Annotated in this window: 14 protein-coding genes; 12 read left to right on the forward strand and 2 right to left on the reverse strand. The window is 65.2% G+C overall.

What is annotated here, in order from left to right; translation table 11 throughout:
- The first annotated feature begins 102 nt into the window (after positions 1-102).
- Positions 103-1,770 (forward strand): PucR family transcriptional regulator, encoded by a 1,668-nt coding sequence (locus tag ACFV4R_RS12765; protein ID WP_377202519.1) that lies wholly within the window; start codon positions 103-105, stop codon positions 1,768-1,770.
- A gap of 24 nt (positions 1,771-1,794) precedes the next feature.
- On the opposite strand, the gene ACFV4R_RS12770 is transcribed toward ACFV4R_RS12765, so the two are convergent.
- Entirely contained in the window at positions 1,795-2,589 is a 795-nt protein-coding gene (locus tag ACFV4R_RS12770) for a nitrilase-related carbon-nitrogen hydrolase (RefSeq protein ID WP_377202518.1), read from the reverse strand.
- Positions 2,590-2,794: 205 nt separating this feature from the next.
- Between ACFV4R_RS12770 and ACFV4R_RS12775 the strand changes: the two genes are divergently transcribed.
- The 4 genes from ACFV4R_RS12775 (at position 2,795) to ACFV4R_RS12790 (ending at position 8,155) form a co-directional block, all read left to right on the forward strand.
- On the forward strand, positions 2,795-3,985 hold the full coding sequence (locus tag ACFV4R_RS12775) for an ROK family transcriptional regulator (protein ID WP_377202517.1): 1,191 nt from the start codon (positions 2,795-2,797) through the stop codon (positions 3,983-3,985).
- 131 nt (positions 3,986-4,116) lie between these two features.
- Positions 4,117-5,679, forward strand: coding sequence for a multiple monosaccharide ABC transporter ATP-binding protein (mmsA, locus tag ACFV4R_RS12780; RefSeq protein ID WP_377202516.1), 1,563 nt, complete (start codon positions 4,117-4,119; stop codon positions 5,677-5,679).
- A gap of 43 nt (positions 5,680-5,722) precedes the next feature.
- Positions 5,723-7,006 carry a multiple monosaccharide ABC transporter permease gene (mmsB, locus tag ACFV4R_RS12785; RefSeq protein ID WP_091718877.1) on the forward strand — a complete coding sequence of 428 codons (1,284 nt, stop codon included), beginning with the start codon at positions 5,723-5,725 and terminating at the stop codon, positions 7,004-7,006.
- 51 nt (positions 7,007-7,057) lie between these two features.
- Positions 7,058-8,155 (forward strand): substrate-binding domain-containing protein, encoded by a 1,098-nt coding sequence (locus ACFV4R_RS12790; RefSeq protein WP_377202515.1) that lies wholly within the window; start codon positions 7,058-7,060, stop codon positions 8,153-8,155.
- 90 nt (positions 8,156-8,245) lie between these two features.
- Here the strand turns inward: ACFV4R_RS12790 and ACFV4R_RS12795 are convergent, their stop codons facing one another.
- Positions 8,246-9,742 (reverse strand): polysaccharide lyase family 1 protein, encoded by a 1,497-nt coding sequence (locus ACFV4R_RS12795; protein WP_377202514.1) that lies wholly within the window; start codon positions 9,740-9,742, stop codon positions 8,246-8,248.
- A gap of 244 nt (positions 9,743-9,986) precedes the next feature.
- Here ACFV4R_RS12795 and ACFV4R_RS12800 point away from each other — a divergent pair, with 244 nt between their 5' ends.
- The 7 genes from ACFV4R_RS12800 to ACFV4R_RS12830 all read left to right on the forward strand — a co-directional run bounded on the left by ACFV4R_RS12800 (position 9,987) and on the right by ACFV4R_RS12830 (position 17,767).
- Positions 9,987-11,453, forward strand: coding sequence for an ABC transporter permease (locus ACFV4R_RS12800; RefSeq protein ID WP_377202513.1), 1,467 nt, complete (start codon positions 9,987-9,989; stop codon positions 11,451-11,453).
- Between the two features lie 2 nt (positions 11,454-11,455).
- On the forward strand, positions 11,456-12,163 hold the full coding sequence (locus ACFV4R_RS12805) for an ABC transporter ATP-binding protein (RefSeq protein WP_377202512.1): 708 nt from the start codon (positions 11,456-11,458) through the stop codon (positions 12,161-12,163).
- Between the two features lie 100 nt (positions 12,164-12,263).
- On the forward strand, positions 12,264-13,337 hold the full coding sequence (locus ACFV4R_RS12810) for a Gfo/Idh/MocA family protein (protein WP_377202511.1): 1,074 nt from the start codon (positions 12,264-12,266) through the stop codon (positions 13,335-13,337).
- A 183-nt stretch (positions 13,338-13,520) separates the two neighbouring features.
- Complete coding sequence (locus ACFV4R_RS12815) at positions 13,521-14,531, forward strand: hypothetical protein (protein WP_377202510.1); 1,011 nt, start codon at positions 13,521-13,523, stop codon at positions 14,529-14,531.
- 89 nt (positions 14,532-14,620) lie between these two features.
- Positions 14,621-15,799, forward strand: coding sequence for a hypothetical protein (locus ACFV4R_RS12820; protein ID WP_377202509.1), 1,179 nt, complete (start codon positions 14,621-14,623; stop codon positions 15,797-15,799).
- A 298-nt stretch (positions 15,800-16,097) separates the two neighbouring features.
- Entirely contained in the window at positions 16,098-17,288 is a 1,191-nt protein-coding gene (locus ACFV4R_RS12825; RefSeq protein ID WP_377202508.1) for a serine/threonine-protein kinase, read from the forward strand.
- Positions 17,285-17,767 carry a hypothetical protein gene (locus ACFV4R_RS12830; RefSeq protein ID WP_377202507.1) on the forward strand — a complete coding sequence of 161 codons (483 nt, stop codon included), beginning with the start codon at positions 17,285-17,287 and terminating at the stop codon, positions 17,765-17,767. The genes ACFV4R_RS12825 and ACFV4R_RS12830 overlap by 4 nt, the downstream gene beginning before the upstream one ends.
- Positions 17,768-17,873 lie beyond the last annotated feature (106 nt).

Genomic DNA, 17,873 nt, shown 5'->3' on the forward strand with positions numbered 1-17,873 from the left:
TGACGTCCGTTCATGGGTCGGTGGATGGTTGGATTCCCCACCCCAGCGTAGGGGTGTGAGCGGCATCTCAATGGGGTGCAAAGTGACCTATAGTGAAAGCCCATGAGACATATTGCACCAATTTCCGGTGAGACGCCCGTCGCCGTTCCAGAGCAGGACGCGGTGACACTGGGCCGTTTCCTCGGAAAACTGCCCGCCGGTGTCACGGTGCTCCACGATGCCGGCAACGGTGAAGCGCCCCTCCGCTGGGTGGAGCCCAGCGAGCTCGGGGATCCCACCCCGTACCTCCTGGACGGCGAGTTCGTCCTCACAGCGGGGCTGCCTTTCCTGCAGGCGGGGACGGGAAGCGGGCACGGCGGCCAGGAGCGCGGGGACGCCTCCCGCCCGCAGGTGCCGGGACCAGTGGATCCGGCGCTGGCTGATGAGTACGTTGCCCGGTTGGTGGATGCGGGTGTGGCCGCCCTCGGATTCGGGTTGGAGCCGTACTACGATGCCGTACCCGACGAGGTGGCCGCCGCGTGCCGGCGCCGCGGCCTGACGCTGGTGGAAGTCCCGGCCAGCATCCCCTTTGCCGCGCTTGGACTGGAGTTCTCCAAGCTGCTGGAATCGGGCAACGCCCAGGCGTTCCGCCAGCTGGCCGAAACGAACCGCCATCTCATGCGGGCCGTCCTCTCGGCGCGCCCGGAGCACGAACTGCTTGCGGCCCTGACGCAAAAGGTCCCTGTATGGGCAGCCCTGTTCGGGCCGGACGGAAAGGTCCGCGCCAAGGCAGGAGCCGTCGTCGAACTTTCCTCCGTGCAGCCCCTGGTCAAAAAGCTGCTTGCCGGCAGTGGACCCCGCGTGGAAACCGAGGCGCTGCCCGGGCATGGCCAGGTGATGGCTCTGGGCCACCCCCTGCGCAGCAGCAAGGACGCTACGCTCGGCGCGTTGGTCCTGGGCACCGCCAAACCGCTTACGCCTGCGCAAAACAGCGTGGTTTCCTCAGTGGTGGGACTGTTGGAGCTTCTTGTCCGGCAGCGGACCAGCGGTTCACTGGCGCCCAGCCAGCTGGCCGCGGCGGTGTTGCTGCACCCGGAGAGCCTCGCCGGCGGCAGCACCCGGCAGCTGAACAGCGTCCGGGACCTGCTGGCCCAAAGCGTCTCTGGTACCCGGACCGGCCCCCTCAGGGTGGTCCAGGGCGTCCGGCTGGAGGGCGCGGTGGCGGACGGGCCGGTCCGGGAGCTGCTCCAGTGGCGGAGGCTTTTCGACACGAAGCTGGTGGAACTTACCGACTATGGGTTCGCTGCGATCACCCGGTTGAAGGTGGATGACCAGCTGGTGGCCGAGGTGGAGCGGCTGGGCTGGGGCCTGGTGGTTGGCGGAACAGCCGAGCTCCCCGGCCTCCCGCCCGCGTACCGGGACGCAAGTGCCTTGCGCCCCCGCGTCATCGCCACCGGCCGGACAGTGAGGGAAGAGGAGCAGGCGTGGACGGTGGCCGGGCTGCTCGGCGGCGGAGCCGGCAGCATGCTTGCCAGCCGGCTGTTGGCGCCGGTCATGGCCTTGGATCCGGAACGCAGGGACAGCCAGTTGGGCCTGCTGCGCTCCTGGCTGGGCGCGAACGGCAACTGGGACGCAACGGCGAAGGACCTGGGCCTGCACCGCAACAGTGTCCGGCGCCAGGTCAACGCGCTGGCCGTGCTGCTGGACACGGATTTCAGCCAGGCCTCCGTGCGGGCCGAGCTGTGGATTGCGCTCCAGTTCGTGGACTCCGTCAGCCCGCCTGGCACCTGACAGCTCAAGAGCGCCGCGGACCGGTCAGATGCTCCAGCTGCGGTACAGGTCGGGGCGGCGCTCCGCCAGGTAGGGCACCCCTGCCCGCTCACGGCGGGGAGCGTCCGGGTCCAGTTCGGCGTACAGCAGCACCGGTGCCTCCCCTGCGGCAGCAAGCAGTTTTCCGTCCGGACCGGCGATGACGCTTCCGCCGAGGAAACGGCAGCCGTCTTCCACTCCGGAATGGTTTGCGTAGGCAATGGCCAGCTGGCTTTCCAGGGCACGGGCCCTGACCAAAATCTGTGGAACGTCGTCGAACCCGTGGGCCAGGGCGGTTGGCACCAGGAGGAGTTCGGCGCCACCGGCGGCGGCCGCGCGCACAGCTTCGGGGAACTCCACGTCGTAGCAGATCACCATGGAGGTGGGGATTCCCTGGAAATTTACGACGGCGGGCTGTTCCGCCGCAGGAGTAAAGGCGGCACGTTCGTCAGCGCCGAAGAGGTGGACCTTGCCGTAGCCAAGCAGGGTGCTGCCGTCCGTGTCCAGCAGGGTCGCACTGATCTGCCACTCCCCCTGCGGAGTGATCCGCGGCAAGCTGTAGACAAGCCCGATGCCGTGGTTCCGGGCGATGACGGCGAGCCTGCGGTGGAGGCCGGGCAGTTCGGCGGGATCCAGGGCTGCCCGGACCCGGAGGGGTGCGTAGCCCACCGGAAAGAGCTCAGGGGTCACCAGCACTGCCGCGCCCACGGCCGCCGCGTCCCGCGCCGCACTGTCAATTACCGCGCAGTTCGCGTCAATATCAAGAACTTCGGCATTTGCCTGCAGGAGTGCCAGCAGCACTGTTTCCACCTTCCCTACTCCGGACGGTCCCCAAATGGGAATCTTGGTCCCAGCGTAGCCATCGCTGCGAATCGTCCCGCGGGACCATCTGCACCGCCGCCAAGGCGCAGCGGGCTAATTGACCTACCAAGCCCGCCCCAGGCATGAGGCGACTCATGCGTTAACTTCTTGACTACAAGAGTGCGGATAGGGCAATGTTCTTAGCATGTCCGCCACCCCGCGCTCAACGAAGAGCAAGCCCAAGAACCCCGGCTCGCAATCCGCGCTGCGCCAGCTGAACCAGCAGCGGATCATCGAAAGCCTCATGGGCGGACCATCCACCCAGGCCGAACTCGCCAGGCAGACCGGACTCTCCACTGCCACCGTGTCCAACATCGTCAAAATCATGCTGGATTCGGGACTGGCGTCCACCGAACCCATTACCAGCTCCGGCCGCCGGGCCCTGAATGTCCGGCTCAACAGCAACGGTGCAGTGGCCGTCGGCATCGACTTCGGCCGGCGGCACCTGCGGGTGGTGCTGGCCTCCCTGAGCTACCACGTCATCGCTGAAGAATCGGTCATGCTGCCGCTGGGCCACCAGGCCGAGGAAGGCATCCGGGCGGCGGTTGTCCTCCTCGCAAAACTCCTCAAGGAAAGCGGAACGGAACGCTCTTCGGTGGTGGGCGCCGGCGTCGGGATCCCCGGCCCCATCGACCGCCGAACGGGCACCGTGGCGCAAGGCGCCATCCTGCCGGAGTGGGTGGGAATCAACATCCTCCAGCATCTGGAAGACACGCTCAAAATCCCCGTCTTCATTGATAACGACGCCAACCTCGGGGCATGGTCCGAGGTCACCTGGGGGCAACACACAGGCGTCAGCAACCTGATGTTCCTGAAGATAGGATCCGGCATCGGCGCAGGCCTCATCCTCAACGGGGCGCCCTACTACGGGAACGTCGGCATCACCGGGGAAATTGGCCACGCCACCATCCACGAACAAGGCCTGGTGTGCCGCTGCGGCAACCGGGGATGCCTGGAAACCATAGCGTCCACCACCACCATGATCGAACTCCTGAGCCGGGGCGAGGACCGCCCGCTGAACCCAGCGGACATCGTCCGGAAGGCGCTCAACCGAGATCCCGCCACCCTTCGCGTGGTTGATGACGCCGGCCTTTCCGTGGGCCGCGCCCTGGGCAACGTGGCCAACCTGATCAACCCTGAAGTCATTGTGGTGGGCGGGCCCCTGGCGGGCCTGGGAGACCTGTTGCTGGACCCCATCAGGCGAGGCCTCGTGCGGCACGCCGTGCCCGTCATTGGCGAGACCACCACACTCACCATGTCATCCCTCGGGGACCGTGCTGAGGCCCTCGGCGCAGCGGCACTGGTCTTCCAACACGCGGGCATCCGCAAAATGTAGATCGTTTCGTTATCCGGCAATTGCGTTCAAGACTTGACGACAATAGCTGTGATCCAGTTTACTTTTGGATCAGACGGCCCTGCGCTTTGCCGGCCGGACAAAGAAGTCATTGCATTGGAGGGTTAGGGCACATGACGTCCCAGACCACACAAGCGGAGCCGATCATCCTTGAGATGCGGTCCATTACCAAAGAATTTCCCGGCGTTAAAGCCTTGGCCAACGTGAACCTGCGGGTAAAAGCAGGGGAAATCCACGCCATCTGCGGCGAAAACGGGGCCGGCAAATCCACCCTGATGAAAGTCCTCTCGGGCGTCTACCCCTACGGCAGCTACGACGGCGACATCGTTTACCAGGGGCAGGTCCAGCAGTTCAAGGACATCCGGGCCAGCGAGCACGCCGGCATCGTGATCATCCACCAGGAACTGGCGCTGATTCCCGAGCTGTCCATCATGGAGAACATCTTCCTGGGCAACGAACCCACCAAACGGGGCGTCATCGACTGGTCCGAGGCCCGGCTCCGCTCCCTGGACCTGCTGGCCCGCGTAGGCCTGCGCGAGGATCCGGACACGCCCATCAAGGACATCGGCGTCGGAAAGCAGCAACTCGTCGAAATCGCCAAGGCGCTGAACAAGTCAGTGAAAATCCTCATCCTGGACGAACCCACGGCAGCCCTGAACGAGTCCGATTCCCAGCACCTGCTGGACCTGATGAAGGGCCTGAAGGCTAAAGGCATCACCTCCATCATCATTTCCCACAAGCTCAACGAGATTGAGCAGATCGCCGATTCGATCACCATCATCCGCGACGGCAAATCCATCGAAACGCTGAACGTGAAAGCGGACGGCGTGGACGAGGACCGGATCATCAAGGGCATGGTGGGCCGCACCCTGGAGTCCAGGTTCCCGGACCACACACCCAAGATCGGCGAAGTCTTCTTCGAGGTGAAGAACTGGACAGTGGGCCACCCCAACGTGCAGGACAGGCTGGTGTGCAAGAACTCCAGTTTCTTCGTCCGCCGGGGCGAGATCGTCGGTTTCGCCGGGCTGATGGGCGCGGGACGCACCGAACTGGCCAGGTCAGTCTTCGGCCGGTCCTACGGGCGGTTCATCGACGGGCACGTATATAAGGACGGCAAGGAAGTCACGCTCAAGTCCGTGCGCCAGGCCATCGATGCCGGTCTGGGCTACGTGACCGAGGACCGCAAATCCCTGGGCCTGAACCTGCTGGATGACATCAAGACCACAACGGTGGCCGCCAACCTTCGCAAAATCAGCCGCCACTCAGTGGTGGACGCGAACCAGGAATTCACCGTCGCAGAGCAGTACCGCAAGTCCCTCCGCACCAAGACTCCGTCGGTGGAAGAAGGCGTGGCCAAGCTCTCCGGCGGCAACCAGCAGAAGGTGGTCCTGGCCAAGTGGATGTTCACGGACCCCGACCTGCTGATCCTGGATGAGCCCACCCGCGGCATCGACGTCGGCGCCAAGTACGAGATCTACGGCATCATCCAGCAACTGGCGAACCAGGGCAAGGGAGTGATTGTCATTTCCTCCGAGCTCCCCGAACTCCTGGGCCTGTCCGACCGCATCTACACCATCTTCGAAGGCACCGTCACCGGTGTCCTGGACAAGGACGAGGCCAGCCAGGAAAACCTGATGAAACTGATGACCTCCAACCCCAACCGAAAAGCCGCCTGATCCCCTGGATCATCCCAGAAACTTCCGGACCCAAGGACTGACCATGAACGCCCTCAAAAAGCTGTTTGGCGGCAACACCCGCCAATTCGGCATGATCTTTGCCCTGGTGGCCTTGATCGTCTTCTTCCAGATCTTCACCGAAGGCCGGACCCTGACGCCCGGCAACGTCATCAACCTCTTCAACGGCAACTCCTACATCCTGATCCTTGCCATCGGCATGGTCCTGGTGATCATCGCCGGCCACATCGACCTTTCCGTCGGCTCGGTTGCGGCGTTCGTGGGTGTCACCGTAGCCCTGGCCATCCGCGACTGGGGCATCCCCTGGTGGGCGGGCGTGCTGCTCGGCCTCGTACTCGGCGCCGCCATCGGTGCCTGGCAAGGCTGGTGGACCGCCTATGTGGGGATCCCTGCCTTCATTGTCACGCTGGCCGGCATGCTCCTGTTCCGCGGCTTCAACCAGTTCGTCGGCAAGTCCAACACCATCCCCGTCCCCAACGACTTCCAGTACCTCGGCTCCGGCTACCTGCCGGAAGTCGGGCCCAACACCGGGTTCAACAACCTCACCCTGCTCCTCGGCATCGCCGCCGCGGCGTTCGTGGTCTGGGGAGAACTGCGCTCCAGGTCCCGCGCCAAGGCCTTGGGCGCCGAGGTCCCGGAAATGTGGGTTACGGCCCTGAAGCTGGTCCTGGTCTGCGGCGCCATCCTCTACGCCACATACCTGTTCGCCACTGGCCGGCCCGGGACCTCGTTCCCCATCCCCGGCCTCATCCTGGCTGTCCTGGTACTTCTCTACGGCTTCATCTCCTCCCGCACCATCCTGGGCCGGCACGTTTACGCGGTCGGTGGGAACCGGCACGCGGCCGAGCTCTCCGGTGTGCAGTCCAAGAAGGTCAACTTCCTGGTGATGATGAACATGTCCATCCTGGCCGGCCTGGCCGGCATGATCTTCGTGGGCCGGTCCACGGCATCAGGCCCGTTCGACGGCGTGGGCTGGGAACTGGACGCCATCGCTGCAGTCTTCATCGGCGGCGCCGCGGTGACCGGCGGCGTGGGCACCGTGGTGGGGTCCATCATCGGTGGCCTGGTCATGGCTGTACTGAACAACGGCCTCCAGCTGCTCGGCGTCGGCGCCGACCTTACCCAGATCATCAAGGGCCTGGTGCTGCTGATCGCCGTCGCCTTCGACGTCTACAACAAGAGCCAGGGCAAGAAGTCCATCATCGGACTGCTGACCAGGAACATGGGCCGGTCCGGCGGCGGCCCCAGCAGCCCCACCCAGCCCGACGAAACCACCTCCACCAAGGAAGCGATTGCCAGGGAAGCCTGAGCTTTGCAACCGAATAGCGGTAATCCATCACAAAGAAAGAGAAAACCAACTATGCGAATGTTTGGTAAAGCAGGAAAGGCCGCAGCGGTAGCTGCCATCGCAGCACTGGCGCTGACGGGCTGCGGCCGCTCGGAAACCCCATCGGGCGGAGCGAGCGGCGGCGCCGGAGGATTCGATCAGAACTCCTCCATCGGCGTCGCACTTCCGCAGAAGACCAGCGAAAACTGGGTCCTCGCGGAGAAGCTGTTCAATGACGGCCTCAACGGCGCGGGCTTCAAGGCTGACGTCCAGTTCGCCAACGGCGGCGTATCCGAGCAGCAAAACCAGATCAGCGCCATGGTCACCAAGGGTGCCAAGGTCATTATCGTGGGCGCCATCGACGGCTCCCAGCTGGGCACCCAGCTCAAGCAGGCCAAAGATGCCGGCGCCACCATCATTGCCTATGACCGGCTGCTGCTGAACACCGACAACGTGGACTACTACGTGGCCTACGACAACTTCAAGGTCGGCGAACTGCAGGGCCAGGCCCTGCTGGACGGACTGAAGGCCAAGAAGCCCAATGGCCCGTACAACGTCGAGCTGTTCGCCGGTTCCCCTGACGATGCCAACGCCAAGGTCTTCTTCGACGGCGCCATGAGCGTCCTGAAGCCGAAGATCGACGACGGCACGCTCAAGGTGCTGTCCGGCCAGACGAACTTCGAACAGGCTGTCACCCAGGGCTGGAAGGCCGAGAACGCCCAGCGCCGCGCTGACACGCTGCTGACCGGCAGCTACTCCAGCGCTTCCCTGGACGGCGTCCTCTCCCCCAACGACACCCTGGCCCGCGCAGTCCTGACCTCCGTCAAGGCAGCCGGCAAGCCGCTCCCCGTGGTGACCGGCCAGGACTCCGAGGTTGAGTCGGTCAAGTCCATCATGGCGGGCGAGCAGTACTCCACCATCAACAAGGACACCCGCAAGCTCGTTGAGCACGCCATCACCATGGTGAAGGACCTCCAGGCCGGCAAGGACCTGGAAATCAACGACAAGGATTCCTACAACAACGGCGTCAAGACCGTTCCGGCTTACCTGCTGGAGCCGGTCATCGTCACCGCCGCCAACGTGAAGACCGCTTACACGGACGATCCGGTACTCGGCCCGATCACCAAGTAGCACTCCGCATTACCTACGAACGGAACAGCCCGGCTCCCATGTGGGGGCCGGGCTGTTTCCGTTCCAGCCTGCCGCTGCGGGCGGCCTGCCCTACTGCCTAACCTTGAGCACCCCGGGCCCGGTGAACTTCAGCGCATGGTTCTTCACTGCCTGCGGGGTACTGAATGCCTTGTAACCGTAGACATCGGCGGGGTCCCAGCCCACATCCGTGGTGAAGTCCCAGCCCGTCCAGTCCGGAGCCGGAACGCCGCCGGCTTCTGCCTCGGCCAGTGCCTCCGCGCGGTTCTGCTCAAACGAGGACTTGGCGATGGCGTTAAGGTCCGCGGGCTGCCCGTTGTACCAGGACCCAGTGTCGCTGAACCGGTTGCCGTTGTAGCTGCTGACCATGATCGACGGGTCGGCTCCGGGGCCCGTGAACTCGAAGGCATTGCGTTCGGAGAAGATCCGCGACTCGTAGCCGGCGCCGAGGAAGTAGCTGCTGCCGCCCTGGGCCTCGCTCACCAACGGGTAGTGCGGATCATCGGTGCTGCCGGAGAAGTAGTTGTTGACCACGTGGACCTGGCCAAACCGGACGCGGGGTGCTCGCTGCTGGAGGTTCTCGAAGTAGTTGCCGATGTAGCTGACGCGCAGCTTGCCGCCGTCCTTGTCAACGTGCTCATCGCCGGAACCCAGGAGCATGGTCTTGTCATGGTTGGAGAGCCTGCTGTTGGAAATGGTCACGAAGTCTGTGCCGTCCTTCAGGTCCAGCAGGCCGTCGTGCCGGTTGGCGGGTTTGCCGTTGGGGCCCTTCGGAGCTTCGCTATCCGGGAACCGGCCATCCGAGAGGCTGACATGGTCAATCCACAGGTGATCCGATGTCACCGAGGACACGGCGTCAAACCGCGCGTTCCAGGCGCCATTGCCGTCATCCGGCGACCAGGTGCTGAAGAAGTCCACCGGCGCTTCCACGCTGAGGTTCCGCACCACCACATTCGTGGCGCTCAGAATCACGATGTTGGCACCCACGAATCCTGAGCCATCCCCCAGGCCAACCAGCGTGGTGTTGCTGGGCAGGCTGACTTCGATCTGCCGCTTCATGTTATTGCTGCCGGTTTGGCGAAGCTGGCGCTGCTTCTTGCAGTATTCGAAAGTCTGGTCGCTCCAGACCTTGCCGCCAGGTCCAAAACAGGAGATGTACTGATTGATGTCGTAGCCCGGTGCGTAGTCCTGCTCACCGAGGATTCGCCCGTCCGGGGTTTGGTTGCCGTCGATGATCCCCTTGACGTAGACAATCTTGGGAGCGGTCGGTTGGCCGTTGTTGGCCAGCGCGGCCTTCAATTCCGTGAGGGTACTGACTTCGTAGCGGCTGTCAGCAGGTGCACCGGCGCCGCCGTTCGTGCCACGTCCGACGGCGGCCCAACCCGTAGGTGCCGCATCGTCGGCTTTGATCACTCCTCCGCCGACCGGTGCGGGGCCGGCGGTTGCGGGCGCCGTCACAGCAAGGCCCGCAGCCAGTGCCACGGCGGCTGCCGATGCTGCGATTCCGGCGGGACGCCGGAGCCTTCGGGACGTGGAAGTGCGTGCGTTATCGCGTTTAGGGGACGTCATTGGCCTTATTTCCGGCATGCCACAGAGACCACATGCCTTGAGGGGTGCGGATGAAAAGGTGGGAAGCCGTTGCTGAGAAAGCGGTTTCCGAGCAACTGCTTAATTCTTACGCGCGTCATGACAAGACTGTCAAGGGGTCTTCACAGGGCAAACACAGGTTCAGCCAGCAGTCCGCACAGGGATTCCGCTGATTGTTGACCCTGACAGCGGGCTTGCAGGCCTGCCCCGAAATCCTAGGAGTACAGTGAGCGTCCTTGCCCGGAGCGTAGGCAACGCCTTCAGAAACAAAGTCAGGACCGCAGCAGTTGTTGCCGTGCTGGCCGTCGCCATCGGACTGGCCCTTGCCATGCTGGTGGCCAACCAGGCCGTGGGCGCGAAAGTCCAGGAGCTCAATGCCTCCGTGGGCACCGTCCTGACCGTGAACCCGGCCGGAGGCCAGGGCTTCGAAGGTGGTGGTGAACCGCTCACCACCGAGCAGGCAACCACTGCAGCCGCCGTTCCCAACGTGAGCGCCGTCGTCGGGACCTCCTCCCTTCGTCTGCGGAATGCCACGGAAGCCGCCGCCCAGACGGCAGCGGGACAAACCGGCCAAGGCGGCCCTGGCGGCCAGGGCGGTCCCGGCGGCCAGGCGGCCGCCACCCTGACCACCAGCCTTACGGCGGCAGTGGACGCGGGAACACTCGGTAACCGCAACCAGCAGTCAAACGGCACCACGGGGTCTACCGGATCCACCACCCAGCCCATGCGGTCGCTGCCCATCACAGCCACCGGCATCGGCGCCGAAGTGGACACCACGGGCAAGGCCCTCACCATCACCGAAGGCACAGGGTTGGGCGACTACACCGCCGAGTCCACGAACGCCCTCCTGGGCACCACCCTGGCGGAGAAGAACAACCTCGCCGTCGGCTCCACGTTCACTATCAACAGCCAGACCTACACCGTTGCAGGCCTGTTCGACGCCGGCACCGCCTTTGGCAACAACGCCGCGTACGTGACCCTTCCCACCGCCCAGGCTCTCGCCGGGACCCCCACCGAACTGTCCACCATGATCGTTACGGTGAACTCGCTGGACAATGTTGCAGCCGCCAAGACCGCACTGCAGGACGCGCTCGGCACTGACAAGGCGGACGTCACCCAGGGACAGAACCTGGAGACCGCCGTCAGCTCGCTTGGCAGCGTCAAGAACATCTCCTTCATCGCCTTCGTCGCCGCACTCGGCACCGCCGGGCTGATCATCCTGCTCATCATGGTCATGCTGGTCCGCGAGCGCCGGCGGGAGATCGGCGTGCTGAAGGCCATCGGCGCTCCCAACCGGACCATCGGCCTGCAGTTCGTCCTCGAAGCCCTCGTCCTTGCAGCACTGGGCAGCGCGGCGGGCGCAGTCATCGCCGCCTTTGCCAGCAGCGGCATCGCTTCCGCGATGATCAGCACCAACAGCACCAGTACGACGACGGCCACCACCGCCGGGCGCGGCATGCCTGGCGGAGTTCCTGGCGGCGGTGCCGGGTTCCCAGGCGGCGGCGCTGGGTTCCCTGGCGGGAATCCGTTCGGCGGCGCCTCCCAGTTGCTCACCTCCGTCACGGCCAGCGCCTCTCCTGGGGTCATCGCGGCCGGCATCGCCGCCGTCTTCGGCGTCGCCATCATCGGCGCGCTCGTCCCGGCGCTGCTAACCTCACGCATCCGTCCCATCGAAGTCCTGCGAGGAGAATAGCCATGATTGAAGTCAAGAACCTGGTCCGCACTTTCAACTCCGGTGACCGCACCATCAAGCCGGTCAACGATGTCAGCTTCGTCCTCGAACAGGGCACCCTCGCCTCCATCGTGGGAAAGAGCGGAAGCGGGAAGAGCACACTGCTCTCCCTCCTTGGTGCGCTGGACAAGCCCACCAGCGGAGACGTCGTCGTCAACGGCGTGAGCCTGGCGGGCATGCCCGATGCCAAACTGACTGAGTACCGCCGGCGGGACATCGGCTTCGTGTTCCAGCAGTTCAACCTGATCCCCAACCTGTCCGCCGTGGACAATGTGATGCTGCCGATGGAGTTTGCGGGAATGCGCAAGGCAGCCCGCCAGCAGCGCGCCAAGGATCTGCTGGAGCAGGTCCAGCTGGTCCAGGACAAGCACGACCGGCGGATCAACAGGCTTTCCGGCGGAGAGCAGCAGCGCGTCGCCATCGCCCGTGCCCTGGCCAACGAGCCGAAGCTGATCCTGGCCGATGAACCCACCGGCAACCTGGACGAGGAGACCGGGGACCACATCATCTCGCTCCTCAGCGCCCTCAGCCGCGACCACAACACCACCATCCTGGTGGTTACCCACGACCGTGCCCTCGCCAACAAGACCGACCGCCGGTTCCGGCTGCAGCAGGGAAAACTGACGGAGGAACCGGCGCACCGCCGGGCCCCGCTCCCGGTGACGGCCTAACAGCAATGGGGAGGGCCGGCGTCGCGCCCTCCCCATCAGCCTCCCGGCACCTCCGGGACCAATCTCCAACGCCGCCTCTGGCCTGTGGCAGGATGACTGAATGACCGCCCCCATCGCCACACCATGGTTGTCCAGCCAGGCCGATACGGACCCCCGTTCAGCAACCGGAACACCCCTCCGCTGGGGAATCATCGCCACCGGTGGCATCGCCAAATCCGTAGCGCAGGACCTGGCACTGCTGGCAGATGCCGAACTGTACGCCGTCAGCTCCCGGGGGCAGGCGACGGCGGACGCTTTCGCTGCCGCCTATGGCGTGAGCAGAGCGTACGGGGACCACGACGGCGAACCCGGCTACCAGCGGCTGCTCGCCGATGACGCGGTGGACGTCGTCTACGTTGCCACCCCGCATGCGCAGCACCACCAGATCGTCCTGGCGGCACTTCAGGCCGGCAAGCACGTCCTGTGCGAAAAGGCCTTCACCATCAACGCCCGGGAAGCGGCCGAACTGATAGAAGCTGCCCGCAGCCGCAACCTCTTCATGATGGAGGCCGTCTGGAGCCGCTTCCTGCCCGGCATGCAGCGTGCCTTCGACATTGCTGCGTCCGGCGAACTTGGCGACATCCACTGGGTCACTGCCGATCTGGGTTTCCCAGCACCGTACTCCCCCACCGCCCGGCTGTGGGCGCGGCAGGATGGCGGCGGGGCGCTGCTCGACCTCACCGTCTACCCCCTGCTGTGGGCGCTGGGAACGCTCGGGTTTCCCCAAACCGTGAGCGCCACGGGGCATCTGAACGACGACGGCGTGGATGCCCAGAACGCCCTGACGCTCGGCTACCACCACGGCGCCCAGGTCCAACTGACCTCGTCGCTTTTGGCACACGGACCGCGCACGGCGACCGTCGCCGGCAGCCGCGGCTTCCTCCAGAGCGCCGGGTCGATCAACAACCCCCGCGAACTGACAGTGGCCACGGGGTGGGACGAGCGGCGGACCGAAACGTTCGACGTCGTGGGCAAGGGCTACACCTACGAACTCCGCGAAGTCACCCGCTGCATCCAGCAGGGCATTGCGGAAAGTCCGGTGATGCCGCTGGAAGATTCGCTGAATACCATGCGCCTCTTTGACGGCGTACGGGCACAGCTGGGCGTCAGCTACCCGAATGACAGGCATCGCTGAGGCCGCGGCTCTTTCGGGAAATATCGCCTCGATTTCATGACAATATCGGCTGGAATTCTGGCGCTTTCCAGCGGTTGTCAGCAATTTCCCGCCACATTCCTTTTATTGACCCCTAGACTTCCGACAATAAGCAGTCTTAGGATTTGGCCATCGTCGTTTTCTACGGTACTGGGGGTGGTACTCATGGCTAATGCACATTCGCCGTGGCGTGCCATGCGTCCCGTGTTGCTTGCCGGGGCCGCTGCCATTGGCTGGTTGACGATGTCTTCCACGGCGGCGTCGGCCGATACCCTTTCTGAGGCTTCGTCCCTCCTGGGCGGTGTCACCAGCTCCGTACCGTCGTCCGTTTCCTCGGTGACAGGCAAGGTTGCCGCAACTGTCCCAACGGATTCGCAGCCTTCGACTACCGCTCCGACGCCAGCCCCGGCGCCCGCACCCGCCCTGCCGACGGGACTGCTGCAGCCGGTAGCCAGCCAGGTTTCGGCTGTGGCGGACACCCTGATCTCCGCTGTGCCCGTGGTGAACCGAGTAGTTCCAACGGACACAGTTTCTGCCGTTGCAACGCCCATCCTTGAGGTTGCCGACGGAGCCACTGCGGTCCTCGTTGAAGCTGTAGTTCCGCCGGTTGCCGAGGCCATCCCCGTGCTTGAACCGGTGTTGGTCCCGGTGTCCGACCTTGTGGCCGGCTCCGACCCGCTTCCCGATCTCTCCGGAACCTTGCCGCTGGAAGAACTGCCGGCTTCCGGACCGATCGCCGGGGCCGGGGCCGGGACAAACCTTATTGAGCCCGTGCACAATGCCGCCGTTGCAGTGCCGGCCGAGTCGTTCGGCACGGCCGAATCGTCCCCGGCAGCCGGGGCGAACGCTGCGGCGCCGGTCCTGACCGATTTCCCGGGCCACGGCGCGGCATCCCTTGCTGCAACCGCCGGCATCGAACCTGCTGTGCACCACTCCGGTGTCGGCGACTCCGGCCAGCCAGCCAACCACAATCCCCCGCACCAGCCGGCGCAGTCCCCTGCTGTTCCGGGCACCGGCACTGGCAGTGGGGGGCCTGCTTCGGTCGCCTTCGGTTCCGCCGCCTGGCTGAGCGCCTACGACTTTGATCATTTCCTCTCCCGCGCCGTCCTGGTCCGGGAAGACCGTGAACATACCCCCGCACCGGTGTCCTTCGACCCCGGTTCTTCGCCTGACTAGTTGAGTCCCGGCTGCCCTTTTGCGGCAGCGCGCGGCCATATGGGCAGCTGCATCAGCGCCCTTCTTCAACTTTTTCAGGAGAAACCATCATGAGTTCCAACCTTCGCAGGGGGCTGCTTGGCACCCTCTTTGCCGGTGGACTGCTGGCATTCGGCTGCACAGCAGCGAACGCGGCAGACACCACCAACGCCACCGGATCGGATCTTTCCGCATCCGCCCTGATCTCGGCGGCGGCGTCCGCTGATACGACGTCGTTGGGCCTGCTGGGTGACCCAACGCCGTCCGACTCAACGGGCGTCGCCGCCGTAGTGGACGTCGCACTGAACGCCGGAGACAACACCGCCGGAGCCGGGAGCGAGCTTGCCGCGGCCGCCGTAGTCGGCCTGGGCCTCGGGGGCAGCAGCACTGCTCCCGAGGCAACGACGGCCGATGTAGCCGTCCAAGCTGATGTGAACGTCGGTCTGGATACCGGTTCAGCCACGGCGGAACCGGCAGCCGACGCAGCGGTCGCCGCAGATGCTGTTGTGGACCTCGGCGGCGTCACCAGCTCGAACGGCGCAACCAACGACGGCCCCGCCGCCGTCGTTGACGCAGACGTAAACCTCGGCCTCGGGAACACCGGAACCACGAACGGCACCACCGCTGATGTAGCGGTGGACGCCAATGCAATCGTGGACCTCAGCGGCGTCACCAGCACCAACGGTGCAACCAACGACGGCCCCACCGCCGTCGTCGACGCAGACGTAAACCTCGGCCTCGGGAACACCGGAACCACGGACGGCACCACCGCTGATGTAGCGGTGGACGCCAATGCAATCGTGGACCTCGGCGGCGTCACCGGCACCAACGGCACCAACGGTGCAACAAACGACGGCCCCGCCGCCGTCGTTGACGCAGTCATTGACCTCGGGATTGACCTGGGCGTAGACCTTGGCATCGGCGGCGTTGGCACCGTGGATCCCGGAACAGGCACCCCGGGAACTGAAAACCCCGGCAACGGCAACGGCGCAGGGTCCGGCAACGGTACTGACAACGGCTCCGGCACCACGGGCGCAGGCGCGGCCGGAACCAAAAGCATCTCGGTAGCCCCCGCCGGTTCAACAGCAGTCAGTGGCGTCATCGCCGCCGACACCACACCGCGAAGCGTTCCTGCCCAGGGTGGTGCGGCCGCACTGGCCAACACCGGCCTGGACGCCTCCCTCGTCCCGCTGGCCCTGCTGCTCCTGGCCGCCGGGATCCTGGTGCTCCGCAAGCGCAGGACTTCCTGACACACTCTTGCGTTTCATTCCCCTGAACAAAGTGGGAAAGCGTCCGTGAATCGCGCCTGAAGCGGCAGCACTCCACGGGCTGCAGGAAAGGAGGACCACAACACAAAAACAGAAAAGCGCGCAAAACATGTCATCAGCACACATGTCCTTGTGGCCGATGGTCCGGCGGCGGATGTTGGAGTTCCGCCGCCGGGCCCTCGGCGTGTGCGCCGCGAAACTCAAGGTCAATCGCCGGGCCGCCCCTCCGCCGGTATGATTTGAGTACGACAGTGCCGCATCGCACCGGGAGGGACGGGACATGGTGGCGGAATCGCCCAGCTCCACCACGAACGAGGTTGTCGGCGGTCGCTACCGGTTGAATGAGGTCATCGGCCGCGGAGGAATGTCTTCGGTGTACAGCGCCCGGGACGAAAACCTAGGCCGTGACGTGGCCCTTAAGCTCTTCGCACCGCAGGCCCCGGACACCGAGGAACTGAAGCGCCAGGAAGCGGAAATCCAGCTTCTGGCCACTTTGAACCATCCCGGACTCGTCACGCTTTTCGACGCCGGCATCGATACCCGGATCCCGGACGAGCCACGGCCGTTCCTCACCATGGAACTCGTGGAGGGCCAGGACCTCCGCGGCCGTATCCGCCACAGCCGGGTCCCGCTGGAAGAGCTTGCGGTCATCGGCGCCGGAATCGCTGACGCCCTGGCCTATGTCCATGGGCTGGGCGTGATCCACCGCGACATCAAACCTGCCAACATCCTCCTGGTCCAGATCCGGCCCGGCGAACCCCTGCGCCCCAAGCTCACCGACTTCGGCATTGCCCGGATCGCGGACTCCACCCGGCTCACCGCCACCGGAACCATGGTGGGCACTGCCGCGTACCTCAGCCCGGAGCAGGCACTTGGCCAGCCGCTTTCCGCCGCCACGGACATCTATTCGTTCGGCCTCGTGCTGATTGAATGCATCAAGGGCACTGTGGAATACCCCGGCGGCGCCGTGGAGTCCGCGGTGGCCCGGCTGCACCGGGCACCCGAGATCCCGGACGACCTCCCCGCAGAGTGGGCGCAGCTCCTCCGCTCGATGACTGCCGTCGAACCCCTGGAGCGCCCGTCCGCCGCGGACATCGAGACCGCGCTGCGCCAAGCCCTCGTCTCACCCGCTTCCACACCCGGCGAACTCGCAACCGAAAGCACCAGGGTGCTGCCGGCCATGCCGTTCCACCCGCCGTCGATCACCGCGGAAGAGTCAGTGGACGAGCTGCGGGAAGCGGCAGCTTCAACCCAAACCAACGAGCCTGAGGCCAGGAACCTCCATCCGCGGGCCCGCACCAAGCGCTTCTGGCTCGCCGTGATCCTTACGCTCATAGTGGTGGCGGCTGCTGTTGCCGCGGTGATCCTGACCCTGTCCACGCAGTCTCCCGCCGACGTCGTGCCGTATCCCACGGTCACCGGGGAACTCGGCGATCACCTGAAGGAATTGCAGAAGAGCGTTGAACCGTGAGCCTTGGAAAGCACGGGGCGCTGACCGGCCGCTGGACCGCGGCAATGCTGGCCGCCGGATTGCTCGCCGGCTGCGGGACCGGCGAAACGGGGCTCCAGCGCGATGCCGCCACACAGTTGCAGGCACGCGTTCTTGAGGTAACGCAGGCGTCATCGCAAAACGATCCCGCCACCGCCCTCAGGGCGCTGGAAGGCCTCGAAGCCGAACTCGAGAACGCGCAGTCGAAGGGCGGCATCTCGGACGAACGCCGCCGCAGCATCACCACCATTGCCGCCGCAGTCCGAGCCGACCTGACCGACGCCATCGCCAAGAACGAACAGGCCAAAGCACGGGCCGCAGAGGAAGCCCGCCAGGCGGCCGAACCAGCGGCCCCGCAATCGCCGCCCGCTCAGGAAGCCCCCGCTCCGACCACGGTGCAGCCCTCCGGTGAGGACAAGGGCAAGAAGGACAACGAGGGCAAGGGTAAGGGCAGCGGATAGCGGCCCGCCGATGCAGCGTACGACGCCGGAGGGGACGTTGGGCGCTGATCTCCACTTTGTGAACGGCACAAGAAAGAGGCGGTGCCCCGGAACAGATCCGGGGCAC

It is taken from the genome of Pseudarthrobacter sp. NPDC059871 (assembly GCF_042731175.1).
Classification (GTDB): Bacteria; Actinomycetota; Actinomycetes; order Actinomycetales; family Micrococcaceae; genus Arthrobacter.

Excerpts from the sequence above, each read along its gene's own strand:
- mmsA (WP_377202516.1), top strand. The coding sequence starts at position 4,117 with ATGACGTCCCAGACCACACAAGCGGAGCCGATCATCCTTGAGATGCGG.
- ACFV4R_RS12815 (WP_377202510.1), top strand. The coding sequence starts at position 13,521 with ATGGCTAATGCACATTCGCCGTGGCGTGCCATGCGTCCCGTGTTGCTT.
- ACFV4R_RS12765 (WP_377202519.1), top strand. The coding sequence starts at position 103 with ATGAGACATATTGCACCAATTTCCGGTGAGACGCCCGTCGCCGTTCCA.
- ACFV4R_RS12795 (WP_377202514.1), bottom strand. The coding sequence starts at position 9,742 with ATGACGTCCCCTAAACGCGATAACGCACGCACTTCCACGTCCCGAAGG.
- ACFV4R_RS12810 (WP_377202511.1), top strand. The coding sequence starts at position 12,264 with ATGACCGCCCCCATCGCCACACCATGGTTGTCCAGCCAGGCCGATACG.
- ACFV4R_RS12825 (WP_377202508.1), top strand. The coding sequence starts at position 16,098 with ATGGTGGCGGAATCGCCCAGCTCCACCACGAACGAGGTTGTCGGCGGT.
- ACFV4R_RS12790 (WP_377202515.1), top strand. The coding sequence starts at position 7,058 with ATGCGAATGTTTGGTAAAGCAGGAAAGGCCGCAGCGGTAGCTGCCATC.
- ACFV4R_RS12775 (WP_377202517.1), top strand. The coding sequence starts at position 2,795 with ATGTCCGCCACCCCGCGCTCAACGAAGAGCAAGCCCAAGAACCCCGGC.
- mmsB (WP_091718877.1), top strand. The coding sequence starts at position 5,723 with ATGAACGCCCTCAAAAAGCTGTTTGGCGGCAACACCCGCCAATTCGGC.
- ACFV4R_RS12820 (WP_377202509.1), top strand. The coding sequence starts at position 14,621 with ATGAGTTCCAACCTTCGCAGGGGGCTGCTTGGCACCCTCTTTGCCGGT.
- ACFV4R_RS12805 (WP_377202512.1), top strand. The coding sequence starts at position 11,456 with ATGATTGAAGTCAAGAACCTGGTCCGCACTTTCAACTCCGGTGACCGC.